At 71.6% G+C, this 23,124-nt stretch carries 20 protein-coding genes; 9 read left to right on the top strand and 11 right to left on the bottom strand.

Going from position 1 to position 23,124, the window contains the following annotated elements:
- Positions 1–6 precede the first annotated feature (6 nt).
- A complete protein-coding gene (locus BLW76_RS36695) occupies positions 7–651 on the top strand; it encodes a ThuA domain-containing protein (RefSeq protein ID WP_091316309.1) in 645 nt (214 codons plus the stop codon).
- Positions 652–661: 10 nt separating this feature from the next.
- Here the strand turns inward: BLW76_RS36695 and xylA are convergent, their stop codons facing one another.
- Positions 662–1,810: a xylose isomerase gene (gene xylA, locus BLW76_RS36690; protein WP_091316308.1), complete on the bottom strand. Its 1,149-nt coding sequence runs from the start codon at positions 1,808–1,810 to the stop codon at positions 662–664.
- 98 nt (positions 1,811–1,908) lie between these two features.
- Between xylA and BLW76_RS36685 the strand changes: the two genes are divergently transcribed.
- Complete coding sequence (locus tag BLW76_RS36685; protein WP_091316306.1) at positions 1,909–3,072, top strand: ROK family transcriptional regulator; 1,164 nt, start codon at positions 1,909–1,911, stop codon at positions 3,070–3,072.
- A gap of 65 nt (positions 3,073–3,137) precedes the next feature.
- Here the strand turns inward: BLW76_RS36685 and BLW76_RS36680 are convergent, their stop codons facing one another.
- Complete coding sequence (locus BLW76_RS36680) at positions 3,138–6,371, bottom strand: S8 family serine peptidase (protein ID WP_091316305.1); 3,234 nt, start codon at positions 6,369–6,371, stop codon at positions 3,138–3,140.
- 231 nt (positions 6,372–6,602) lie between these two features.
- Between BLW76_RS36680 and BLW76_RS36675 the strand changes: the two genes are divergently transcribed.
- From BLW76_RS36675 to BLW76_RS36655, 5 genes are all read left to right on the top strand, one after another.
- Positions 6,603–7,217, top strand: coding sequence for a TetR/AcrR family transcriptional regulator (locus tag BLW76_RS36675; protein WP_091316303.1), 615 nt, complete (start codon positions 6,603–6,605; stop codon positions 7,215–7,217).
- A 2-nt stretch (positions 7,218–7,219) separates the two neighbouring features.
- Positions 7,220–8,128, top strand: coding sequence for an ABC transporter ATP-binding protein (locus tag BLW76_RS36670; RefSeq protein ID WP_167384861.1), 909 nt, complete (start codon positions 7,220–7,222; stop codon positions 8,126–8,128).
- A complete protein-coding gene (locus BLW76_RS36665; RefSeq protein WP_091316300.1) occupies positions 8,125–9,684 on the top strand; it encodes an ABC transporter permease in 1,560 nt (519 codons plus the stop codon). Before BLW76_RS36670 ends, BLW76_RS36665 begins: the two co-directional genes overlap by 4 nt.
- Positions 9,685–9,866: 182 nt before the next feature.
- Entirely contained in the window at positions 9,867–11,315 is a 1,449-nt protein-coding gene (locus BLW76_RS36660; RefSeq protein WP_091316299.1) for an amidohydrolase, read from the top strand.
- A 76-nt stretch (positions 11,316–11,391) separates the two neighbouring features.
- Entirely contained in the window at positions 11,392–13,737 is a 2,346-nt protein-coding gene (locus BLW76_RS36655) for a GH92 family glycosyl hydrolase (RefSeq protein ID WP_244170482.1), read from the top strand.
- 33 nt (positions 13,738–13,770) lie between these two features.
- Here BLW76_RS36655 and BLW76_RS36650 read toward each other — a convergent pair whose 3' ends face one another.
- The 4 genes from BLW76_RS36650 to BLW76_RS36635 all read right to left on the bottom strand — a co-directional run bounded on the left by BLW76_RS36650 (position 13,771) and on the right by BLW76_RS36635 (position 16,157).
- Positions 13,771–14,250, bottom strand: coding sequence for a DUF2127 domain-containing protein (locus tag BLW76_RS36650; RefSeq protein ID WP_091316297.1), 480 nt, complete (start codon positions 14,248–14,250; stop codon positions 13,771–13,773).
- A gap of 26 nt (positions 14,251–14,276) precedes the next feature.
- The gene (locus tag BLW76_RS36645) at positions 14,277–14,705 is read right to left on the bottom strand and encodes a hypothetical protein (protein ID WP_244170481.1); all 429 of its coding nucleotides are present in this window, start codon (positions 14,703–14,705) and stop codon (positions 14,277–14,279) included.
- The gene (locus BLW76_RS36640; RefSeq protein WP_091316296.1) at positions 14,687–14,881 is read right to left on the bottom strand and encodes an HC3 family zinc finger protein; all 195 of its coding nucleotides are present in this window, start codon (positions 14,879–14,881) and stop codon (positions 14,687–14,689) included. The genes BLW76_RS36645 and BLW76_RS36640 overlap by 19 nt, the downstream gene beginning before the upstream one ends.
- Positions 14,882–15,443: 562 nt before the next feature.
- Positions 15,444–16,157: a PP2C family protein-serine/threonine phosphatase gene (locus tag BLW76_RS36635; protein WP_091316294.1), complete on the bottom strand. Its 714-nt coding sequence runs from the start codon at positions 16,155–16,157 to the stop codon at positions 15,444–15,446.
- Between the two features lie 92 nt (positions 16,158–16,249).
- Here BLW76_RS36635 and BLW76_RS36630 point away from each other — a divergent pair, with 92 nt between their 5' ends.
- Positions 16,250–16,984 carry an AfsR/SARP family transcriptional regulator gene (locus tag BLW76_RS36630; RefSeq protein ID WP_244170480.1) on the top strand — a complete coding sequence of 245 codons (735 nt, stop codon included), beginning with the start codon at positions 16,250–16,252 and terminating at the stop codon, positions 16,982–16,984.
- Here BLW76_RS36630 and BLW76_RS36625 read toward each other — a convergent pair.
- Complete coding sequence (locus BLW76_RS36625) at positions 16,972–17,709, bottom strand: twin-arginine translocation signal domain-containing protein (protein ID WP_091316293.1); 738 nt, start codon at positions 17,707–17,709, stop codon at positions 16,972–16,974. The two genes, BLW76_RS36630 and BLW76_RS36625, sit on opposite strands and share 13 nt — an antisense overlap.
- Positions 17,710–17,797: 88 nt before the next feature.
- On the opposite strand from BLW76_RS36625, the gene BLW76_RS36620 reads away from it, so the two are divergent.
- Entirely contained in the window at positions 17,798–18,217 is a 420-nt protein-coding gene (locus tag BLW76_RS36620) for a nuclear transport factor 2 family protein (RefSeq protein ID WP_244170479.1), read from the top strand.
- A 415-nt stretch (positions 18,218–18,632) separates the two neighbouring features.
- On the opposite strand, the gene BLW76_RS36615 is transcribed toward BLW76_RS36620, so the two are convergent.
- The 4 genes from BLW76_RS36615 to BLW76_RS36600 form a co-directional block, all read right to left on the bottom strand.
- Positions 18,633–20,471, bottom strand: coding sequence for an ArnT family glycosyltransferase (locus BLW76_RS36615; protein ID WP_091316289.1), 1,839 nt, complete (start codon positions 20,469–20,471; stop codon positions 18,633–18,635).
- Entirely contained in the window at positions 20,471–21,727 is a 1,257-nt protein-coding gene (locus BLW76_RS36610) for a bifunctional glycosyltransferase family 2/GtrA family protein (RefSeq protein WP_091316287.1), read from the bottom strand. The genes BLW76_RS36615 and BLW76_RS36610 overlap by 1 nt, the downstream gene beginning before the upstream one ends.
- 69 nt (positions 21,728–21,796) lie before the next feature.
- A complete protein-coding gene (locus BLW76_RS36605; protein WP_208613464.1) occupies positions 21,797–22,411 on the bottom strand; it encodes a hypothetical protein in 615 nt (204 codons plus the stop codon).
- Positions 22,408–22,680 carry a hypothetical protein gene (locus BLW76_RS36600; RefSeq protein ID WP_091316285.1) on the bottom strand — a complete coding sequence of 91 codons (273 nt, stop codon included), beginning with the start codon at positions 22,678–22,680 and terminating at the stop codon, positions 22,408–22,410. Before BLW76_RS36600 ends, BLW76_RS36605 begins: the two co-directional genes overlap by 4 nt.
- Between the last annotated feature and the right edge of the window lie 444 nt (positions 22,681–23,124).

Raw genomic sequence — 23,124 nt, 5'->3', positions numbered from 1 at the left:
GCTCCCGTGCGGGTGCTGCTGTTCTCCAAGACGGCCGGGTACCGCCACGACTCGATCCCGGCCGGGATCCGGGCGATCCGCGAACTGGGTGCGGAACACAGGTTCGACGTCACGGCGACCGAGGACGCGTTCACGCCCGCCCACGACGCGGTGGTGTTCCTGTCGACCAGCGGCGAGGTCATGGACGCGGCCGGGCAGGCGGCGTTCGAGTCCTATGTGGAGGGAGGTGGCGGCTGGGTCGGCGTCCACGCGGCGGCCGACACGGGGTACGACTGGCCGTGGTACGGCGAGCTGGTGGGGGCCCGGTTCAAGAGCCACCCGGAGATCCAGGAGGCGCGGTTCGTGACCGAGGACGGCACGCACCCCGCCACGGCCCACCTGCCACCGGTGTGGACCCGGACCGACGAGCTGTACGACTTCCGCGACAACCCGCGTGGCCGCGTGCGGGTGTTGCAGACGCTGGACGAGTCGAGCTACACCGGTGGGGTGATGGGCGCGGACCACCCCATCACGTGGTGCCACCCGCAGGGCCGCGGCCGGGCGTTCTACACCGGACTCGGCCACACGAGCGAGTCGTACGACGACCCGGCGTTCCGCGCGCTGCTCCTCGGCGGGATCCGCTACGCCGCGGGAGTGCTTCCCGCGGCGTAGTGGCCGGGGCTCAGCGCACGCCGAGCAGGTGCTCGAGGGCGAGCTGGTTGAGCCGGGTGAAGTGGTAGCCGCGCGCGGCCGTCGCGTCGAGGTCGAACTCGTCGTTCAGGACGTCGTCGAAGGTCTCGCCGGGGGCCAGCGTCGGCGTGGCCAGGTCCGGGACCCGCGACGCCGCCAGCGCCTCCACGACCTCCGGGTCGGCCCGGAACGCCGCCGACTTCTCCTTGAGGATCAGGTACGTCCGCATGTTCGCCGCCGCCGAGACCCAGACGTCCGCGGCGTCCTCGGTGCGCATCGGCTTGTAGTCGAAGTGCCGCGGCCCCTCGTAGCCGCCGTTCTCCAGCAGGTCGACCAGGAAGAACGCGCTCTTCAGGTCGCCGTGGCCGAAGATCAGGTCCTGGTCGTACTTCGGGCCGTGCTGGCCGTTGAGGTCGATGTGGAACAGCTTGCCCTGCCACAGCGCCTGGGAGATGCCGTGCACGAAGTTCAGCCCGGCCATCTGCTCGTGCCCGACCTCGGGGTTGAGGCCGAACAGCTCCGGCCGCGCGAGCTGGGAGATGAAGCCGAGCGCGTGCCCGATCGTCGGCAGCAGGATGTCGCCGCGCGGCTCGTTGGGCTTGGGCTCCAGCGCGAACCGCAGGTTGTAGCCCTTCTCGACGACGTAGTCGGCGAGCAGGTCCAGGCCCTCCTTGTAGCGGGCCAGGGCCGCGCGGACGTCCTTCGCCGCGTCGGACTCGGCGCCTTCGCGGCCGCCCCAGACGACGTAGGTCTCGGCGCCCAGCTCGGCCGCCAGGTCGAGGTTGCGGCGCACCTTGCGCAGCGCGTAGCGCCGGACGTCACGGTCGTTGCTGGTCAGGCCGCCGTCCTTGAACACCGGGTGGGTGAACAGGTTCGTCGTCGCCATGGGGACGCGCAGGCCGGTTTCGGCGAGGGCCTTCTTGAAGCGCTCGATCGCCTTGTCGCGGTCCGGCTCGGTGGCCAGCAGGTCGTCGTCGTGGAAGGTCACGCCGTAGGCGCCCAGCTCCGCGAGCCGGTGCACGCTCTCGACCGGGTCCAGCGCCGCCCGCGTCGCCACCCCGAACGGGTCGTTCGCCGGCCAGCCCACGGTCCAGAGGCCGAAGGTGAACTTGTCGGCCGGCTGGGGAGCGTAGTCGCTCATGACTGTCCCTTCATTTAGTTCACGTTGTAGACTAAATATGCGCCGCGGGGGTCCCCGGCGTCAAGGGGCCGGGTTACAGTGCTTCGCGGGAGGACACGATGACGCAGGCCGTGCGGCACGAGGAGATGCGCGCCCGCAACCTCGGGGTCGTGCTGGGCGCGGTCAGCCGCGGCGGCCCGCTCACCCGGGCCGCGCTGGCCGAGCTCACCGGGCTGACCAAGTCGACCGTGAGCAAGCTCGTCGGCGACCTGGTGGACGCGGGCCTGCTCGCCGAGACCGGTCCGGCGCGGGTCGGCGAACGCGGCCGTCCCGGGGTGGACGTGGTGCTGAGCGGGGCGCGGGTGGCGTCGCTGGGGCTGGAGATCAACGTCGACTACCTCGCGGTGCGCGTGCTCGACCTCACCGGCGAGGTCCGCGTCGCCGCCCGCCGCGAACGCGACAACCGCGGCTCGCGGCCGAAGAAGGTGCTGGGCGAGCTGCAGGAGCTGGCGTCGGAGGCGCTGGCCGAGACCCACCGGCTGGGGCTGGAGGCGGCGGGCGCGGTGCTGGCGGTGTCCGGCCCGGTCGGCGACGGCGTGCTGTTCAGCGCCCCCAACCTCGGCTGGCAGGACGTCCGCCCGGCCGACCTGCTGCGGCTGCCGGTCCCGGTCGAGCTGGACAACGAGGCGAACCTCGCCGCCCTCGGCGAGCTCTGGTACGGCGACGGCGAACGCGACTTCCTCTACGTCTCCGGCGAAATCGGCATCGGCGCCGGCCTGGTCGTGAACGGCGTGCTGTACTCCGGCGCGACCGGCCTGGCCGGCGAGCTGGGGCACGTGGTGGTGGCCCCGGAGGGAATGCCCTGTCGGTGCGGCGGCAGCGGCTGCCTGGAGACCTACGCGGGGCAGGAAGCGTTGCTGGCGGCGGGAAACGCGGCTTCGCTGCCGGCCCTGCTGGCCGCCCTCGAGCGCGGCGACGAGCCGGCGCTGGCGGCGTGCGCGGCGGCCGGGCGCGCCCTCGGCGTCGCCCTGACCTCGGCGGTGAACCTGCTGGACCTCGACCGCATCGTGCTGGGCGGGGTGTTCACGCAGCTGTACCCGTGGCTGTCCGAGCCGGTGTCGGCGGTACTGGCCCGGCGCCTCGGCGGCCTGCGCGGCACGCCACCGGTGCTGACGGCGTCCCGCCTGGGCGGCGACGCGGCGACCCTCGGCGCGGCCGGCCGGGTCATCCACCGCGTCCTGGCCGATCCGGCGCCGTTCGTCACCCGGGCGCAAGAAGCCTAGAAGCGCCCCAATGTGGCGTTCGTTGCGTTGGACGCACCGAACGCCACATTGGGGCTTGGGTGGGGCTAGCTCACCGCGGTGATCTGCACCAGCGAGGAGCCGACCGTGACACCGGTGTCGGTCTGCACGGTCAGCTGACCGCGCAGGGTCCGGCCCGCGGCCGGGGCGGCGGTGGCCGTCACCGTCGCCGGCACGGTCCACGAGCTGCCCGACGCGCGCGCGGCGTCGGCGTCGGTCACCGCGACCGAACCGAACGCCGGGTTGACGAACACGTCGAGGTAGTCGTACTCCGTGGTGCCGGCCGGCACCGCGTAGCCGTCGACCAGCGCGACCCAGGTGCCCGCCGCCGGGTTGGCGACCGTCACCGACTCCTCGGAGTCACCGTCCGCGCTCACCGCCGCCTGCACGCAGGAGCCGGTGGTGCAGTTGTAGAGCACCAGGTCCAGGTCGGCGCCGACGTCGGACGTCTTGCCGATCGTGACGGTCAGCGACTTCGAGCCCGCCGTCACCGGGATCTGGTACTGCTGCTGCGCACCCTCGGCGATGGACGGCCGCTGCGTCTTCGCGCTGCCCAGGGTGGCCCCGGTGAGCTTGCCGGTGAACGCGCCGAGCGTGTTCTGCACGGTGTAGGACCGCGAGATCGGCGTGTTCAGCGTGGCCGAGGCGATGACGTCCGGGTTCGGCGAGATCGCCGTGCCCAGCACCGCGGCCGACAGCTTGTACGGTGCTTCGTCCACATCGGACGTCCGCCGCGCCTCGACGACGATCTCCCACACGCCCGGCAGCGGGTTGGCGAAGGTCCGGCTGGTCGGCGTGCCGCCGGCACAGCCCGCACCCGCGTCGGGCAGGTAGCACGCGGTCGTCGCGGTGCTGGCCTCGGCCGGGACACCGGTCGGGTCGTACCGCAGGAACCGCACCTGGCCCTTGCCCGGGGCGCCGGCGCCCGCGTCCAGGTCCACCTTCAGCGCGCTGGCGCCCTGCGGCACCCGCACGAAGTAGCTGGTCGCCTGGTTGCGCGCGGCCTTGCCCGCGACGTCGACCCGGAACCCCTTGCCGGCGACGAACTCCTGCGGCGCGAAGACCGTGTTCAGGGTCTGCACGTCGATGCCGATGGTCAGCGGGTTGTCCAGGTAGAGCAGCGCCGAGTGCACGCCGGCCGACTTCGGGTTCACGTTAACCTTGAACGAAACCGGCGTGTTCAGCGGCAGGGCCACCGTCGAAGCCGACGAGTACGTGCCGTCGTTGCCGACCCACCGCACGAAGTACGGCACCGGGTGCGCCGCGCCCGTGGTGCGGGTGATCGTGTACGTCCGGGTGTACGCCTTGCCGACGGTCACGCCCTCGCGGTCGTGGATGCCCACGCCCGTGTTCGGCTTGGCCAGCAGGCCCGACAGCGCGGTGTGCACCTCGACCGACGTCGAAACGGCGTCCGGCTTCGGGTTGAGCGACAGCGCGACGAACGCGGCCGGGACGTTGAACAGGCCCGCGCCCTGGGCGTACGCGCCGATGCCCGGCACGAACCGCGCGGTCGACTTGATCGCCGCCCGCAGCTGCGCCACCGGCGGCCGCTGGCCGTTGTGCGTCGCCTTGTAGGCGCTCACCAGCAGGGCTGCCGCGCCGGTCGCCTGCGGCGCCGCCATCGACGTGCCCTGCAGCATCGCGTACCCGGCGGGCAGGGTGTACGTGCCGGCCACCGGGCTCGGCTGCTCCCACCGCGGGACGGTGGCGATGGCCGCGCCGGGCGCGATGATGTCCGGCTTGAAACCACCGTCCTCACGCGGGCCGCGCGAGGAGAACGGGTGCATCGACTCGGGGTTCTTGGTGACCGAACCGTAGTTCGACAGCCAGGTCTCCTTGGTGATGTACGAGCCGACCGAGAGCGCGTCCGTGGCCACCGACGGGTCGCCGACCGTGTTCGCCCCGGCGCCGCTGTTGCCCGCCGAGATGAAGATCTGGACGTTGTACTCGGCGATCGTGCGGTTGTAGAGCTCCGCACGGGCGTTGTTGCCGTCGTTGAGGGCCGGCAGGCCGCCGATCGAGATGTTGATGACGTCGGCGCCGTGGCTGGCCGCGTAGACGACACCGTCGATCAGGCCGGAGGAGGTGCAGCCCGCGCTCGTGAGGCAGACCTTGACGGCCAGGACCTTCGCGCCCGGGGCCGCGCCGTCCATCTTGCCGCCGAACAGGTCGTTGCCGGCGGCGATGCCGGCGACGTGCGAACCGTGCTCCGCACCGGCGATGCCGATGCCGACGAAGCCCGGCTTGTCGGTCTGGACCACGAAGGCCATCCGCTCGGCGATGTCGGTCGCCGGGTTGTCGGTGCCGAAGAAGCCGACGTCGAACTTCTTGTTGTAGTCGGTCATCGGCTTCTCGTCGGTGAAGTCGCCGTTGCCGTTGAGGTCGACCCGGACCTCCTTGGTCGCGGGGTCGAGCAGCACACCGAAGGAGTCGGTGCGGTCGCCGTCGCGGTTGATGTCACCGCCGGTCTCGCTGTCCGCGGCACCCAGGTCGCCCGCGGTCTCGCCGAACAGACCGAACGTGTACGGGCCACCGGTCGCCGGGGCCGTCCAGGACTTGCCGCTGGCGGTGAAGGTGCCGGTGTAGGTCTGGGTCGACTGCTTGACCCAGGTGCCGTCGCCGGAGTTGGTGGCGTTGGCGTTGTACCAGTCGACGATCTTGCGTTCGCCGTGGCTGGTGGTGGCCAGCGCGGGGGAGTCGAGGTCGACGCCGGAGTCGAGCACCGCGACCGTGGTGTCCTTGCCGTCCCAGTTGGGCAGGACCTGGCCGAACTGCGCCGCGTAGGTGTCGCCGGTTGGCAGGTACGGGTTGACGCGCGGGGTGTTCTTGCCCGGGGCCGGCTGCGGCAGCGGGGTCATCGCGCCGTCGGGCTTCGGGTCGTCGCGCATGATGAGGCCGTCGACGTCGACGGCGTTGACCGACTTGAGCTTCGCGGCCTTCTCCGCCTTGGCGGGCGGGATGCTGACCTTGACGTAGTCGAGCTTGGTGTCCGTGGACTGGACCACGCCGCCGAGGGCCTTCAGCTCGTTCACGGCGGTGCCGGTCTGGCCCTTTTCCGCGGCGATCAGGAGCGTGACGTCGGACTTGCCGGCCTTCTCGGCTTCGGCGACGAGCGCGCGGTCGTGCTCGTCGAGGGTCTTGCCGTCGGCCGCGCCGCTGGTCGGCGGGGCCTGCTGGGCGGAAGCCACGGGGACGGCCACGCCGAGGACGGAGGCGCCGAGCGCGGTGGCGAGGATGGTGATCCCGGCCCGCCGTCTCCAGCGCGATCTGTGCTGTTCCACTGAAACGACCCTTCGTGAAGAAATGCGTACCGAGCAGTACACAGGGTGGGATCTTCGTCAGCAATCAGACAGTTAGCCCATAGACCGCAATTGGTTGCGAGCCGAATGGCCTAATCGGTTGGTCCATGACGGGAAGGGGCACTTTCACGTGAAAGTGCCGCCTTGCTACACGCGCGTATAGCGGGCTATATTCTCGTGTAGTCGACTACACGCACGGATCAAGGACCGCTGATGACCGCCGAAGACCTCACCGCCCGCGCCCGGATCCGCGACGCCGCCATCCGCCTGTTCACCGAGCGTGGCATGGAGAAGACGTCGATCCTCGACATCGCCGAGGAAGCCGGCGTCTCCGGTGGCTTGATCCGGCACCACTTCGGCTCCAAGGACGGCCTGCGCGAGGCCTGCGACACCCACGTCTTCGACGAGCTGATGAAGTTCAAGGAGGAAGCGCTCGCCAAGGGCGAGGCGGACCCGGGGTTCGTGCCGACGTTCGACACCCGCCAGTTGCTGTTCCGCCGCTACATGGGCCGCGCGATGATCGACGGCTCGGCGGCCGCGGCCGCGCAGTTCACCGAGATCGTCGACGGCACCGAGCGCTGGTTCCGCGAGCAGGACCTGGACATGCCGGATCCGCGCGCCTGTGCGGCCGCGCTCGCCGCGATGACCGGCGGGATGATGATCCTGCAGGACCACGTCGCCCGCGCCCTCGGCGAGGAACCCGGCACCCACGAGGCGATGCTGCGCATGTCGCTCGCCGCCGGCTTCCTGTTCACGCATCCGCTCGCCACGCCGGAAACCCTGAAGAAGGCCAGTGAATCGCTGGCCGCGTACCAACGGAAGGAATGACGATGGCCGACGCGATCACCGCCGACGGCCTCACCAAGGCGTTCGGCCGGACACGGGCCCTCGACGGGCTCGACCTGACCGTCCACACCGGCGAGGTGCACGGCTTCCTCGGGCCCAACGGCGCCGGCAAGACCACCACGATCCGCATCCTGCTGGGGCTGATGCGCGCCGACGGCGGCCGCGCCACCCTGCTCGGCGGCAACCCGTGGACCGACGCGACCGAGCTGCACCGGCGGCTCGCCTACGTCCCGGGCGACGTCACGCTCTGGCCGAACCTCACCGGCGGCGAGGTCATCGACCTGCTCGGCCGGCTGCGCGGCGGCCTCGACACCGCCCGCCGCGCCGAGCTGGTCGAGCGCTTCGACCTCGATCCGCGCAAGAAGGGCCGGACGTATTCGAAGGGCAACCGGCAGAAGGTCGCGCTCGTCGCGGCGCTGGCGTCCGATGTGGACCTGCTGGTGCTCGACGAACCGACGTCCGGGCTCGACCCGCTGATGGAAGAGGTGTTCCGGGAGGTCGTCGCCGAAGAGCGCGAACGCGGCGACCGGACGGTGCTGCTGTCCTCGCACATCCTTTCCGAGGTCGAGGCGCTGTGCGACCGCGTCACGATCATCCGCGCCGGCCGCACGGTGGAGTCGGGCACCCTGGACGAGCTGCGGCACCTGGGCCGGATCACGATCGACGCCTCGCTCGCGCGCGTGCCGGCGGACCTGGCGGCGCTGCCCGGCGTGCACGACCTGAGCACGTACGGCTCGCACGTCCACCTGTCCGTCGACCAGCCGTCGCTGGACGACGTCATGCGGCACCTCGCCGAGGCCGGGCTGCGGAGCCTGGTCAGCCGCCCGCCGACCCTGGAAGAGCTGTTCCTGCGCCACTACCGCCACGACGAGCCGGTCGGAGCGGCCCGATGACCGGCACCGGGGCGCTGCTTCGGCTGGTGCTGCGCCGCGACCGCCTGCTCATGCCACTGTGGATCGTCGGCCTCGCGCTCGCACCGGTGGGCTACCTCTCGTCGATCAAGGCGGCGTACCCGGATGCCTTGGCACGGCAGCATTTCTACGACCTCAACGCGTCGAGCGCGACCTTCGTCGTGCGCAACGGGCCGCTCTACGGCTCTTCGCTGGGGAACCTCCTGGCCTGGCAGTGCGGGTTCGTCCCGGTGGTCGTGGGCCTGATCGCGCTGCTCACCGTGGTCCGGCACACCCGGACCGAGGAGGAGGCGGGACGTCGTGAGCTCACCGGCGCCACCGTCGTCGGCCGGCACGCGGGGCTGGCCGCGGCGGTGCTCGCCACCTGCGGCGCGTGTCTGGTGTTCGGGCTGCTGGCGGCGTTCGGCGTTGCCGCACAGGGCGTTCCGTTCGCCGGTGCCCTCGCGCTCGGTCTCGGGTTCTCCCTGGCGGGCTGGGTGTTCGCCGGGGTCGGCGCGGTCGCCGCGCAGCTGACGTGGGGCGCGAGCGGCGCGCGGGGCCTCGGCATCGGGGTGCTGGTGCCGGCGTTCCTGCTGCGCGCGGCCGGGGACAGCAGCGCGTCGGCGGGCTGGCCGGCGTGGCTGTCGCCGATCGGCTGGGCGCACCGGCTGCGGCCGTTCGCGGGCGAGCAGTGGTGGGTCCTCGCGCTGGGCGTCGTCGCGACCGGCTTTGCGGTGGCCGTGGCCGTCGCCCTGGCGGCACGCCGGGACCTCGGCGCGGCCCTGCTGCCGGCCCGGCTCGGGCGGTCCGGCGCGCAGGCGTCCCTGCGCTCGCCGCTGGCGCTGGCGTGGCGGCTGCAGCGGGGCACGCTGCTGGTCTGGACCGTCTGCCTGGGGCTGGTCGGGCTGCTGATGGGCGGGGTCGCGCAGAACGTCGCGGACATGATGCGGGACAACGAGGCGGTCGGAGACCTGTTCTCCCGGATGGGCGGCGGCGCGGTGCTGGACGCGTACCTGGCGGGCACGATGACGTTGTTCGGCCTGGCGGCATCGGGCTACGCGGTGCAGGCGACGCTGAAGCTGCGTGCGGAAGAGGCGGCGGGCCGCGCGGAACCGGTCCTGGCCACCGCGGTCGGCCGGGTCGGCTGGGCACTGGGCCACCTGGCGTTCGCGTTCCTCGGGCCGGCGGTCGTGCTGGCGGTGACGGGCTGGGCGACGGGCCTGGCGTACGGGAGCGGCTTCGGGCTGGTCCCGGCGGCGCTGGCCCAGCTGCCGGCGGTCTGGGTGCTGACGGGCCTGGCAGCGCTGCTGATCGGCTTCGTCCCGCGGTATTCGGCGGTGGCCTGGGGGCTGCTGGCGGCGTTCCTGTTGCTGTCACTGGTGGGCACGGCGTTGCGGTGGAGTTCGGTGGTGCTGGGGATCTCGCCGTTCCAGCACCTGCCGCGCCTGCCGGGCGGGACGTTCTCGGCGGGACCGGCGCTCTGGCTGGCGGCGATCGCGCTGGTGGCGGGCGCGGCGGGGTTGTTCGCGTTGCGGCGGCGGGACATGCCGGCGGGGTGAAGACCGAGCGGCAACCGAGGGAGTCGAACCCTGCGCGGCTTGTGAAGGCGGCGCTCCTGAACCGGCCCTGACCCTTCGGCGGGCGACGGCTGCCATCTGTTCCAACGGTAGGGGAATACCCCCGTATTCCTCATCTCAAGCCGTGCTTCACCCGGACGGGCCGGGCTGGCAAGGTGGTCCGCATGGATGATCTCCTGCTGCGCCGCGTCCGGCCGGGTCTCGGCGGCGAGCTCGCCGACGTCCGGGTGAACGACGGCCGGGTCACGTCGATCACCGAACCGGGCTCCGCGGGGTTCGCGGCGCGCGTGGTCGACGGGCACGGCGGGACACTGCTGCCCGGCCTGGCCGACGCGCACGTCCACGTGGTGCAGTGGGCCACGTTCCGGCGGCGCATCCCGCTGGACGCGGCCCGCTCGGCCGGCGAGGCGATCGAACTGCTGCTCGCCCACCTGCTGGCGACCCCGGCACCGCAGACGGAACTCGTCGTGGGCGCCGGGTTCCGCGACGGGCTGTGGCCGGACAAGCCGCACAAGGACCTGCTGCAGCGGGCGCTGCCCGGCCGCGCGGTCGCGTTGTTCAGCGCGGACCTGCACACGCTGTGGCTCAGCCCGGCGGCGCTGAAGCTGATCGGCCGCGACCACCCGACCGGCGTCCTGCTGGAGGGCGACTGCATGAGCGCGACGGCCCAGCTCCCGACGGCGGCGATCGACGTCCAGGACCGGTGGGTGGCGGAAGCGGTTTCCGCGGCGGCCGCGCGGGGTGTCACCCAGATCGTCGACTACGAGTACGCGGACACGGTGGCGGACTGGACCCGCCGGGGCGCGCCGGCGACCCGGATCTCGTGCGTCGTCGCCAAGCACCTCCTGGACCAGACCATCGAGCGCGGCCACCGCACGGGCGACGTCCTGCCGGACTCCGGCGGGCTGCTGACGGTGGGGCCGTTCAAGCTCTTCGTGGACGGCTCCCTCAACACCCGCACGGCCTACTGCCACGACCCGTACCCCGGCGTGGATTCGCCCGGCCTGCTGGAACTGCCGCCTTCCGAGCTGATTCCCCTGATGCGCCGGGCTTTCGACCACGGGCTGATCCCGGCGGTCCACGCGATCGGCGACCGCGCGAACACGATCGCCCTGGACGCGTTCGAGGAGGTCGGCTGCCCCGGGCGCATCGAACACGCGCAGCTGCTGTCGGCCGAGGACGTCCCGAGGTTCGCGGCGCTGGGCGTGATCGCGGCGGTCCAGCCGGCGCACCAGCCGGACGACCGCGACGTCGCGGACCGCCACTGGCACGGCCGGACTTCGCGGGCGTTCCCCTACCGGTCGCTGCTGGAGTCGGGAGCCCGCCTGGAATTCGGTTCGGACGCCCCGGTGGCGCCCCTGGACCCGTGGGACGGAATCGCGTCGGCGATCTCCCGCACGGACGACGACCGCCCGCCGTGGCACCCGGAGCAGGCGATCTCGTTCGCGGACGCACTGGCGGCGTCGTCGGGGGGCCGCCGCCGCGTGGCGGTGGGGGACGTCGCGGACCTGATGGTGACGGCAACGGACCCGGCGGCGCTGTCCCCGGCCGACCTGCGCAACCTCCCGGTGACGGCGACCATCGTCGACGGGCACGTCACACACCAGGTCTGAGCCTGGGCTTGATTTGTCCACCGGACAACGGAAAAGATCCCACCGTGCATGTGACAACGTTGTCAGGAGGACACGGATGAGACGGTGCATCCCAAAGACCCGCTCGCGCGTCCTGGCCACCCTGCTCGCCGGGGCCACCACGGTCGCCCTCGCGACCCCCGCCGAAGCGGCCGGACCGAGGTTCGCCGACGACCCCACCACCCTCGTCGACACCTCGATCGGCAACAACGGCGACGGCACCACCTTCCCCGGTGCCACCACGCCCTTCGGGATGGTCCAGCTCAGCCCGGACACCCAACTCAAGAAGTACGCCTCCTACGACTACGCGCAGGACACCACCCTCGGCTTCAGCCACACCCACCTCTCCGGCGTCGGCTGCCAGACGATGGGCAACTTCCGGTTCATGCCCACCACCGGCGCCGTCACCAGCAGCGACCCCGCGAAGTACGGCGCGAAGTTCAGCCACGCCGACGAGACCCGGCAGCCCGGCTACTACGGCGTCAAGCTCGCCAACGGCATCGGCGCCGAGCTCACCGCCACCCAGCGCACCGGCCAGCACCGGTACACCTTCCCCGCCGGGACCAGCGAGAACGTCCTCGTCGAGGTCGGCGAGAGCAACGGCTACACCTACGCCGGCGAGGTCCACGTCGTCGGCGACGACACCGTCGAGGGCTGGCTGCAGGGCGGCAACTTCTGCTGGGAGACGCAGAAGGAGCGGTACAAGGTCTTCTTCAGCGCCAAGTTCGACCGCAAGTTCACCAGCTTCGGCACCTGGACCGACGGCACGCTGACGCCGAACCGGCGTGACGCCGCGCTCGGCACCCAGCGCACCGGCGCCTGGCTCACCTTCGGCAGCGACAAGAGCCAGGTCGGCGCGTCCGTCGGGCTTTCCTACACCTCGATCGACGGCGCCCGCCTCAACCGCGGCGCCGAGCAGCCCAGGTCGTTCGACAAGGCGCGCAAAGCCGCCCACGACACGTGGGAGGACGAGCTGAACCGGCTGCGCGTCGCCGGCGGCACCACCGCCGACCAGCGGACCTACTACAGCGCGCTGTACCGGTCGCTCCTGCACCCGTCCGTCGGATCGGACGTCGACGGTTCCTACCGCGGCTTCGACGACCGGGTCCACCGCAGCCGCGACACCTACTACCAGATGTTCTCGCTGTGGGACACGTACCGTTCGCAGAACCAGCTGGTCGCGCTGCTGCACCCGGACAAGGCGGCGGACATGACCAGGTCCGTCCTCAAGATCGCCCAGGACGGCGGCTGGGTCCCGCGCTGGGCGCTGGCCGGCGGCGAGACGAACGTGATGAGCGGCGACCCCGTCACGCCGTGGGTGGTCGACAACTACCGCCGCGGCCTCCTCGACGACCGGACCGCGCGCGACCTGTTCGACGCGCTGTGGCGCAACGCCAACGAAGTGCCCGCGGACCAGTCGATCTTCCGCGGCCGCGACGGCAACCCGACGTACGTGCAGAACGGCTGGATCGGCTACCAGGACCTGCCGGGCTACACCTACGGCGACACGCGCCAGGCCGGTTCGGCGACCCTCGAGTACGCCCTCGCCGACTGTGCCCTGTCCACGATGGCGTCCGGTTTGGGCTACCACGACAAGGCGGCGACGCTGCGCGCCCGCTGCGGCAACTTCGCCCACTTGTGGGACACCAGCGTCGAATCCCACGGGTTCACGGGCTTCCCGCGCACCCGCGCGGCGGACGGCACCGGCGTCGGCGACCCCGACCCGGCGAAGTCCACCGGCTTCCACGAGGGCACGCCGTGGCAGTACCAGTGGCTCGCCCAGCAGGACACCGCGAAGCTGTTCGGCCTGATGGGCGGCCCGGCACAGGCGGAGAAGCGGCTCGACACGTTCTTCGACATGCCGCTCCTGCTCACGGACCCGGCGAAGGCGGCGAAGGACTCCTGGGTCCACGGCGCGTACGACTACCACAACAACTTCGCGTTCAACCCGAACAACGAGCCCGACCTGCACGCGCCCTGGATGTACAGCTGGACGGGCGCACCGTGGAAGACGTCGGCGGTGTTGCGCGCGGCGCGCACGCTGTTCACGGACACGCCGTACGGCATGCCTGGCAACGACGACCTGGGCACGATCTCGTCGTGGCTGGTGTTCGGCATGGCCGGCATCTTCGAAGCCCAGCCGGGCACCGGAACGTACCTGCTCAGCACCCCGATGTTCGAGAAGGTGGAGATCCACCCGGCCGGCGGCCGCAAGATCGAGATTTCGGCACCGGGCGCCGCGGCGGCGAAGTTGCAGTACACAAAGGACGTCCGGATCGGACACCGGAGTTACGACCGCAGCTGGATCTCACACGCGGACCTGCTGCGGGCGGGCAAGATCGAGTTCCGCCTGAGCGACACGCCCACGGCGTGGGGGACGCAGGTGGCGCCGCCCGCCATGTGATTCGTGACGGCCTCCCCGGCACCGGGGAGGCCGTCACGAGCTCTGTCCGCGCTTCAGCTGCCGGTACTCCCGCAGTACCAGCACGATGATCACGACGTCGAGCGCGGCGAAGAACGGCAACGCGATCGAGTGAGTGTGCACGGCCCGGAAAACCTCGTAGACCACGAACGCGGCGAGAACGACGGCGGCCACCGGATAGGCGCGGACGATCTTCCGCGCCAGCGCCCACACCAAGCCGAGCTTGATCAGCCCGTGCGCGAGCAGGTACGCCACCGCGAACGTCTTGGTGTCGCCGTGGAGGAAGTTCTCCGTCGCCGACTCGAGGTGGCGTGCCAGGGTGCCCGACGGGTCGCCGAGGAGGTCGCGGGTGATCACCGCGTGGGTGAACCCGCTGACCGTCGAGGCCGGGATGAACGCGAGGATCAGGGCCCCGACGACCTGGAGTGCGCCGTCGAGGCCCTTGATCGCGATCGCGATCCGGAAGAACCGCTCGGTCGCCGTCGTGTTCTGCATGCCTCCAGCTCAGCAGAAACGGCGGATCAGTGCACGTGGAGGCACTTTTCGCACCGTTCGTGCCGGGCTGTCCGACCGGTCGGGTCCGTCCCGTAGAAGGGGAAGCACGCCGCACCGCAGACGGCGAGGAAGATCGGCCCGCACCGGAGGGGGTGCGGGCCGACCTGGTGGGCGACGGCCAGCGCGCGCCGCCGTGCGCCCGCTTCGGGGAGCCAGCCGTGGTCCGGCAGGCCGGCCCGGACCTGGGCGTCGAGCTCGTCGGCCCGGCTGATCAGGTCCACACCGAGGTCGGCGAGCCGTTCCCCCAGGTCACGGAGGATGTCGGGCCGCGGCGCCTCCTCGCCGACGGTCCTGGCCAGCCACGCCAGATCGGGGGCGAGCGAGGCATGCAGGTCGCGGATGCGTTCCAGCAGCCGATGGTCTCGATCGTCACCGGTCAGCACCGCGCCAGCCACGCCGACTCGCACGCGGTGCAGGTCGGATCGAACCAATGCCCACCAAGCTGCGGAACATCCCGCACGGCAACGGTCACTTCTTCCCCGCACAGGGCGACGAACTGTTCTTCGGGACGCGGAGGGAACGGCCCGTTGAGCGCGTGGCGCTTTCCCTCCGCTTGCTGCCACCTCAACATGGGGTCGATTGAAACCGTCCCGGTGCGTTGACACCTACCCGCGAAGGCGGCTTCGTTGAGGCCGTGACCGCGCTTCCGTGTGTGCGCCGGGCTTGCGCGATGAGCGGGGGAGTGGCCCGTTGGGCGCGTGGCGCTTCCCGCCCGCTTGCTGCCACCTCGACATGGGGTCGATTGAAGCTGTCTCGGTGTGTTGACGCCTACCCGCGAAAGGGGGCTTCGTCGAGGCCGTCACCGCACTTTCGGGTGTCCGCTGGGATTACGCGGGTGAGCGGGGGGAATGGCCCGTTGAGCGCGTGGCGCTTCCCTTCACCTCAACATGAGGTCGATTGAAGCCGTCCTGGTGTGTTGACGCCTACCCGCGAAGGCCGTTTCGTTGAGGCCGCGACCGCGCTTCCGGGTGTCCGTCGGGCTTACGCGGCGGGCGGGGGGAATGGCCCGTTGGGTGCGTGGCGCTTCCCTCCGCCTCAACATGGGGTCGATTGAAACCGTCCCGGTGTGTTGACGCCTACCCGCGAAAGCGCTTCCTCGAGGCCGTCACCCCACCCCCGAGTGCCCGCCGGGCTTACGCGGCGACGGGAAATCGCACCGTCGTGCTGTCGACGACCTCCAAAGGCTCGACGTAGAGCGCCGTCGCGTTGTCCGTCCCGCCGCGGGCCAGCGCCGCCTCGACCAGATCCGCCGCGCCCGTGCCCGGCTGGGCCAGCACCGCTCGGATGCCGCTTCCGGTGAGCGGCTTGTGGACGCCGTCGCTGGTCAAGAGCAGGCCCGCGCTCGTCGTCTCCGCCGTGCCGATCTCGTGCGGCTCCGCGGTGCGGACGCTGGTCGTCACCACGTGCTCCATCCGGGGCGTCACCGGCTGGTGGCGGGCGCGGAAGAACTCGGCCAGCGTGTGGTCCGTCGTCAGGCGGCTCAACGCCGTGCCGTTCCAGGCGTACGCGCGGGCGTCGCCGACCCAGGCGATGCGGTAGCCGCCGTGCTCGGCCGGCATCGCGACGACGAGCACCGCGTCCCCGAGCGTCTGCTCGCGCACCGCGCGCTGGGCGGCCAGCACCGCCTCCACAGGTCCTTTGTGGACAGGCGTGCGCGCGGCGGCCGCGGCGGCCGTGCGGGCGGCGCGCGCGGCGGCCGGGTCGTCACCGACGCCGTCGGCGAGAGCGAACGCGATGCCTGGTCCGCCGGCCGCGGCGTACGCCCCGACGGCGTCGGCGTTGAGTGAGCGCGGGCCCTGCGCACTCGCGGTGTGCCAGCGCGGGTACTCCGGACGTGTGGTGATCATCGCGGCCTCCTCGTCCCCTCTGACCTCCATGATCCGCGCCGAACCTAAGGGGCGGCTGAGACTTTTCCGGGTACCGTGGGAAGGGGGTGGGGATGGAGTTCCGGATTCTCGGGCCGCTGACGGTGTCGCGCGCCGACGGGCGGCCGGCCGCGCTCGGCGGGCGCAAGCCGCGGACGCTGCTGGCCGCGTTGCTGCTGGCCCGCGGGCGGGTGGTGCCCGACGAACGGCTGATTTCGCTGCTGTGGGAAGGCGAACGCCCGTCGACGGTCGACGCGCAGGTCTGCACGTACGCGTCCCGGCTGCGCAAGGCGCTCGGGCGGCCGGCGCGGCTCGTCCGGCACGGCGGCGGGTACCTGCTGACGCCGGGCGGCACCGTCGACGCCGAGGAGTTCGAGCGGCTGGCCGCCGAAGGGCACGACGAGCTGCGCGCGGAGCGGCCGGCCCGCGCGGCGGGGCTGTTCCGCGCCGCGCTGGACCTGTGGCGCGGCCCGGTCCTCGCCGGCATCGCCGAACCGCTCCGCGCGGGCGAGGCGGCGCGGTTCGACGAGCTGCGGCTGGCGGCGCTGGAGGGCCGGCTCGAAGCCGAGATCGCGGCGGGCGACCACCTGCGCGCGGTGCCCGACGCGACCGCGTTCGTCCACGAGCACCCGATGCGGGAACGCGCGCGGGCCCTGCTCATGTCCGCGCTGTGCGCGAGCGGCCGCCCGGCGGACGCGATCGCGGTGTACCACCGGGGCCGCCACCTCCTCGACGAGCGGCTCGGGATCGCGCCGGGCCCCGCGCTGCGGGCGGCGTACCAGCGGGTGCTGGACGCTCAGGCGGGGTAGGGCGCCGCCTGGAAGTCCCGGTCGAGCTGGGCGGGGGAGCGCGGCAGCCAGTACCGGGCCAGCGCGCGGACCTGGTCACGCGGCAGGCCGGGGTTGACGTGCCGGTGGTCGGGTTTCGCGAGTGACTGCAGCGCCCAGGCGAAGCCGATCATCGCGTCGATCCGCGCCCACCGGTGCCGGTCGATGCCGAGGAACATCTGCGCGCGCACGATGGAGTGCCAGAAGTGGTAGCCGTTCGGCGGGTTCCCGTTCATGGTGTGCACCTCCGACTCCTGCGCCGCCCGCCGCGGGTCGAAGAGCACACCCTGCCCGAAGGCGGCGAAGGCGGTGGCCAGACCGACGTCGTCACCGCGGTAGAAGCGGTCGAAGTTGTCGAGCTGCAGTTTCGAGAGGGTCTTCAGCGGTCCTTCGACCGGCTGGGCGAACTCGGCGTAGTTCCGCGGGTAACCCGGTTCCCGGCTGAGCTCCCGCCACTTTTCGTACAGGCCTTCGGGAGCGTTCTGCTGGATGAAGGGGAAGAGCACGGCGTAGGCGTCCTGCACTTCCTGGGACGGGTGGTACAGCGAGATTTCGTCGAGCTGGTACCAGAGTTCGTTGGCCCGCCGGTCACCGAGCATCCCGGCCACGGGCGGCAGCCCGGTGTCGGCCAGCGCGGTCCCGGTGCCGGTCAGCGCAACCCCGGCGACGGTGGCAGCCCCGATTTTGAGCAGGCTACGGCGATCCACGATGTACCCCCTGCCTCGGCGACCCCCTGTCGCCGTCCGGCCGCCAAGGTACGGAAGATTTCTATACTTTCTCTGTAACATCGGTCCGGTGGACGACCACCGGGCGCTGGAGAACCTGATCTTTTCGTACGCGGCGCTGGTGGACGCGGGTGACTTCGCCGGGGTCGGCGAGCTGTTCGCGGAGGGAGCGTTCGCAGGCAGCGGCGGCGTGGTGCGGGGCGCGGCGGAGGTCGAGCGGATGCTGCGCGAGTCGGTGATCGTGTACGAGGACGGCACGCCGCGGACCAAGCACGTGACGACGAACGTGGCACTCGAGGTGTCCGGTGCGACGGCGTCGGGCCGTGCGTACTTCACGGTCCTGCAGGCGGTTCCCGGCCTGCCCCTGCAGACGATCGCGGCGGGGCGCTATGCGGACAGCTTCACGCGAGGGGAGAGCGGCTGGCGCTTCAGCGAACGCCGAGTCACCGTCGACCTCGTCGGCGACGTCAGCCGTCACCTGCGATCATGAATATCAGCGCTCGGTATCCGTCAATCCGCCATTCAGACGGCAATCTTCGCAGTTCTGCCGTTCGTCTCCTGCGCGAGAATCATGCCGTCGGCGAGTAGGGTTGTTGCTCACCGTGTCGACCGAGCAGAGGGGAGGCGGCCGCGCATGACTTTGGCTGGCGGAGGGTTTGACGGCTCGGTCGTCGGCGCTTTTCGGAGGTGGTGAGCGGCCGGGAGCCGTTCATCGTGAGGGGAGGCCCGGATTGGGAGCAGCTGGGAAAAACTTCGCTCCGATCTCATTCTGATCGGCGGGCCCGACGGGAACACGGCTCCGGATACCGCCGAAGTCACAATACGCGGGTTCGCACGCTTCGCGAGTTGAAGCCGGCTTCGGCAGAGTGATGCCCGGGCTTCGGCGTGAAGCCCGGGCACAGCCGTCAGCTCTGCAGGTCGTACACGGTCTGGCCGTCGACCGTGGTGGCGGTGAAGTTCGCCGTCACCCATTCCGTGATCTCCGACGAGCCACCACCGGGCCCGCCGCCGCGGCCGCCCTCGATGTAGTACTTGACCTCACCCGCAGCCACGTACGCCTTGAACTCCGCCAGCGTCGGCGCCGGGTCCGAGCCGCTCCAGCCGCCGATGCCGATCACCGCCTTGCCGCCGGCCAGCTCCAGCGACGCCGCGCTCTGCGAGCCCGTGGTCGCCGCCGCCCACTTCGTCGTCGTCCGGGCCAGCAAGGTCCCGATCTCGCTCGACGATTCGTCGAAGCCGCCACCGAAACCGCCGCCCATCGCACCCGACGTCGGGCCCGACGTCGGGATCGAACCGCTGTGCGCCACCGACGCCGTCTCGACGCCGTACGCCGCCGACGACACGCCGATCGTCAGGACCACCGACGCCGCCACGACCGCGACCAAGCGGCGAGAAGCGGGCACGCCCATCGCCAGCACCGTGCCGACCAGCACACCGAGCACCGCGACGATCCACCGCAGCGCCGGGAACCAGTCCGGCGTCCGGTCCAGCAGGATGAACGACCACACCGCCGTCGCCACCACCATGCCCGCCAGCACCGCCCGCGGCGCCAGGTGCGCCCGGCCCTGCCACAGCGCGCGACCCGAGATCGCGACCAGCGCGGCGATCGCCGGTGCCAGCGCCACCGAGTAGTACGGGTGCACGGTGCCGCTCATGAAGCTGAAGACCAGCGCCGTCACGACCAGCCAGCCACCCCAGAGCAGCAGCGCCGCCCGGGTCGCGTCCGTGCGCGGCGCGCGGCGCGTGAACCACAGCCCGGCGACCAGCCCGATCAGCGCGGCGGGCAGCAGCCACGAGATCTCCGTGCCGAAACTGGCGCCGAACATCCGGAACAGCCCCGTGGAACCGCCGAAGCCGGTGTTGCCGCCCATGCCGCCGCCGCCCATGCCGCCGTTGCCCTCGCCGCCGAAGATGCGGCCCAACCCGTTGTAGCCCAACGCGAGTTCGAGCAGACTGTCCCCTTCGGACCCGCCGATGTAGGGCCGCGACGCCGTCGGCCACAGGTCCACCAGCGCGATGTACCAGCCCGCCGAGACGACCAGCGCCACGACCGCGCCGCCGAGGTGCAGCAGGCGCCTGGTCAGTGACGTCGGCGCCGCGAGCAGGTACGCCAGCCCGAACGCCGGCAGCACCAGGAACGCCTGCATCATCTTCGTCAGGAACCCGAAGCCGATCGCCACGCCGGCCAGCGCGAGCCACCGCGGGCTCGCCTTTTCCGTGGCGCGCACGACGAAGTAGGCGGCCGCGACCATCAGCAGCACGAGCAGCGCGTCGGGGTTGTTGAAGCGGAACATCAGCGCGGCCACCGGCGTCACCGCCAGCATCGCCCCCGCCAGCAGCCCGGCGACCGGACCCGAACCCCGCTTCACCGTCAGGTACAGGATCCCGACGGACGCGACGCCCATCAGCGCCTGCGGGGCCAGCACGGTGAAGCTCGAGAACCCGAAGACCCGGGCGAACGCCGTGCCGGCCCACAGCGCCGCGGGCGGCTTGTCGACGGTCAGCACGTTGCCCGAGTCCAGCGACCCGAACAGCCAGGCCTTCCAGCTCTGCGTCCCGGACTGGACGGCGGCGGCGTAGAACGAGTTGCCGTAGCCGGACGCGGTGAGGTTCCAGAAGTACAGCACCGCGGTCGCGGCCAGCAGCCCGAACACCGCCGGGCGGACCCAGCGCGGTGGGGCGTGCGCGGCGGACACCCTGCGGTGCCGGGGTTCGGAGACCGGGGCGGGCAGGACGGCGGTCATCAGTACTCCTTCGGGGAGGTGGTCTGGCGGCGCGGGTTGAACACCCAGCCGCGCAGGAGCAGGAACCGGAGCACCGTGGCGGCGAGGTTCGCCAGCACCAGCACGGTGAGCTCCAGGACGAGGCCGGCGGTGGTGGACCCGTGCAGCAGGGCCAGCGCGCCGCTGGTGAGCGCGAGCCCGAGGCCGAACACGATCAGCCCTTCGAACTGGTGCCGCCCGGCGCCGGCGCGGCCGCGGATGCCGAAGGTGAGCCGCCGGTTCAGCGCGGTGTTCCCGATCGCGGTCACCAGCAGCGCGGCGAAGTTCGCCGGCTGCGCGCCGACGACCGTCCGCAGCAGCAGGAACAGCACGAGGTAGGCGAGCGTGCTGCTGACGCCGATGGCGGCGAACCGCACCAGCTGCGTCACCAGCCGCGGCGGCACGCCCGGCGCGTCGACGCCGATCGGCTGCCTGCCGAGCTGCTCGCGCAGCCTGCTGATCGGGATCTCCCCGGTGAAGGTGGCCTTGGTGACGCGGGCGATGCCCTTGAGGTCCGCGGTGGCGGTGCGCAGGATGTTGACCGACGAATCCGGGTCGTCGACCCAGTCGACGGGCACCTCGTGGATCCGCAGCCCGGCCCGCTGCGCCAGCACGAGCAGCTCGGTGTCGAAGAACCAGCCGGTGTCTTCGACGTGCGGCAGCAGTTCGCGGGCGACGTCGGCGCGGATGGCCTTGAAGCCGCACTGCGCGTCACTGAACCTGGCGGCGAGCGTCGAGCGGAGGATCAGGTTGTAGCAGCGGGAGATGAACTCGCGTTTCGGGCCCCGCACCACTCGCGCCCCCCGGGCGAGCCTGCTGCCGATGGCGAGGTCGGAGTGCCCGGACAGCAGCGGCGCGACGAGCGGCCCGAGCGCGGCGAGGTCGGTGGAGAGATCGACGTCCATGTAGGCGAGCACGGCGGCGTCGGAGGCCTGCCAGACGGTGTTGAGCGCGCGGCCGCGGCCCTTCTCGTCGAGGTGGTGGACGACGACCTCGGGGAACTCCCGGGCGAGCCGTTCGGCCACCTGCAGCGTCGCGTCGGTGCTCGCGTTGTCGGCGACGGTGATCCGGTACGGGTAGGAGACGTGTTCGGCCAGGTGCGCGTGCAGCCGGCGGAGGCACGGTTCGAGGTCGGTCTCTTCGTTGTAGACCGGGATGACGACGTCGAGAACGGGCTGCGGACCGGCCAGATCGACCGGCACGGTCCCGGGCCGCGATGCGGGGGCGGTGGCTGTCATGCCCCCACGGTCGCGGCTGCCCCTTTGGTGATCGTGTGTTCTCTCTGTGCGGTTCCTGTGCGGCGCCGCTCAGCTGTGCGCCCGCAACGGCACCACGTTGCTCGGCAGGGAGGCGCGGCCCGGTTCGCGCTTCGGCGCTGTCGGGCTGATCGTCAGCGTCACCAGGCTCGCATAGGTCGGGTGCCGGTCGACGTACACCTCCGGGACCGCGCAGGCGGCCGCCAGCACCGTGCGGTGGCGGTGCAGGTGCTCGAACGCCTCGCGGCCGAACAGCGACACCACGATGTCGCCGCCGCGGGGACGGCTCCACAGGATCGCCGGGAGGCGGCCGCCGGGCAGGCGCAGGTGGGGGAACGCCGCACGCAGGCGGTGCTGCACCCGGATCGCGTGGATGCGGGCGCGCAGCTGGCGGCGGCGCAGAACCGCCACGCCCGCCGCGCCGGCGAAGACCGCTGCTGTCCACAGAGGACCGGCCCACAGCGCGAACGTCACCACCCCGTAGGGGAGCAGCGTCACGGCCAGGATCTCCCACCGCCAGTGGTAGACCCGCAGCGGGAAGGTCGGTGGCGTGGTGGTCATTTCGGTGCTCCTTTCGGTGGGACGGCGGCGAAGGAGGCCGCCGAGCAGGCGTCCGGCACCGGCGGCCACCACGAGGACGGCGACGATGACCGGCCCGGACGTCATGACGGGATCCGGGTCTTCGGGGCGGGTTCGGGCTTGACGTCGCGGTCGCGACCGAGCTGCCAGGTCCAGCGCCACCCGGCCCAGATCGCGACGGCCGAGCCGAGCAGGACGAGGACGAAGGCCTGACCCACCAGCCCGTCGAGCGGGGCGAGCCGCAGGAGCACCAGCAGCGCCCACACCTGGGACGCGGTGAAGGGGATGACGAGACCGGCCGCGTAGACGCCCCGGCGCCAGCGGCTGCGGCGCGGTGGGGTGGTGTAGGGGTCCATGAAAAGCCCTCCTCCTCTGCCCGTGGATCCAGGAAACCTCCGGTGCGCCGAATCCTCTGTGTCAGCTGACACAGAACGCGGAATTCGGTTCGCGATCGTCGAAATTCGGCAAGGCGGTGGATCGTCGCCGCTCACCCTCGCAACCCGGAGCGAACCGGTGGTGGCGGTGATACGTGGTAGGTAGGGGTAGGTCTTGCATCGCTGCCCCAGCGGGTATAGAAATCGGACTCTGACGAGCCACCCGATGGGCCGCCTACCGCGGCTCAGGGAGTCCGCCGGACACTCTCCGTGAAGTCCCAGCCGCGAGCGGTCGCGGCCCGATACGGCAAAGAGGTGGCACGTGAGCTGGGCAGACAACCCATTCGGGCGAGTCCGCGTCTCAAACGCGGGCGCATGAGATAAGGTGCGCTCTGTGTCCACATATTGTCACCTCCCTACATCTGC

Source organism: Amycolatopsis tolypomycina (assembly GCF_900105945.1).
GTDB classification, from domain to species: Bacteria; Actinomycetota; Actinomycetes; order Mycobacteriales; family Pseudonocardiaceae; genus Amycolatopsis; species Amycolatopsis tolypomycina.
Note: the sequence above shows the minus strand (reverse complement) of the source record. Positions and strands in the feature narration are given on the sequence as shown.

Coding starts and splice junctions, on each gene's coding strand:
- BLW76_RS36685 (WP_091316306.1), top strand. CDS start 1,909: ATGACGCAGGCCGTGCGGCACGAGGAGATGCGCGCCCGCAACCTCGGG.
- BLW76_RS36630 (WP_244170480.1), top strand. CDS start 16,250: ATGGAGTTCCGGATTCTCGGGCCGCTGACGGTGTCGCGCGCCGACGGG.
- BLW76_RS36665 (WP_091316300.1), top strand. CDS start 8,125: ATGACCGGCACCGGGGCGCTGCTTCGGCTGGTGCTGCGCCGCGACCGC.
- BLW76_RS36615 (WP_091316289.1), bottom strand. CDS start 20,471: ATGACCGCCGTCCTGCCCGCCCCGGTCTCCGAACCCCGGCACCGCAGG.
- BLW76_RS36635 (WP_091316294.1), bottom strand. CDS start 16,157: ATGATCACCACACGTCCGGAGTACCCGCGCTGGCACACCGCGAGTGCG.
- BLW76_RS36650 (WP_091316297.1), bottom strand. CDS start 14,250: ATGCAGAACACGACGGCGACCGAGCGGTTCTTCCGGATCGCGATCGCG.
- BLW76_RS36610 (WP_091316287.1), bottom strand. CDS start 21,727: ATGACAGCCACCGCCCCCGCATCGCGGCCCGGGACCGTGCCGGTCGAT.
- BLW76_RS36670 (WP_167384861.1), top strand. CDS start 7,220: ATGGCCGACGCGATCACCGCCGACGGCCTCACCAAGGCGTTCGGCCGG.
- BLW76_RS36655 (WP_244170482.1), top strand. CDS start 11,392: ATGAGACGGTGCATCCCAAAGACCCGCTCGCGCGTCCTGGCCACCCTG.
- BLW76_RS36605 (WP_208613464.1), bottom strand. CDS start 22,411: ATGACGTCCGGGCCGGTCATCGTCGCCGTCCTCGTGGTGGCCGCCGGT.
- BLW76_RS36675 (WP_091316303.1), top strand. CDS start 6,603: ATGACCGCCGAAGACCTCACCGCCCGCGCCCGGATCCGCGACGCCGCC.
- xylA (WP_091316308.1), bottom strand. CDS start 1,810: ATGAGCGACTACGCTCCCCAGCCGGCCGACAAGTTCACCTTCGGCCTC.
- BLW76_RS36640 (WP_091316296.1), bottom strand. CDS start 14,881: ATGTTGAGGTGGCAGCAAGCGGAGGGAAAGCGCCACGCGCTCAACGGG.
- BLW76_RS36660 (WP_091316299.1), top strand. CDS start 9,867: ATGGATGATCTCCTGCTGCGCCGCGTCCGGCCGGGTCTCGGCGGCGAG.
- BLW76_RS36600 (WP_091316285.1), bottom strand. CDS start 22,680: ATGGACCCCTACACCACCCCACCGCGCCGCAGCCGCTGGCGCCGGGGC.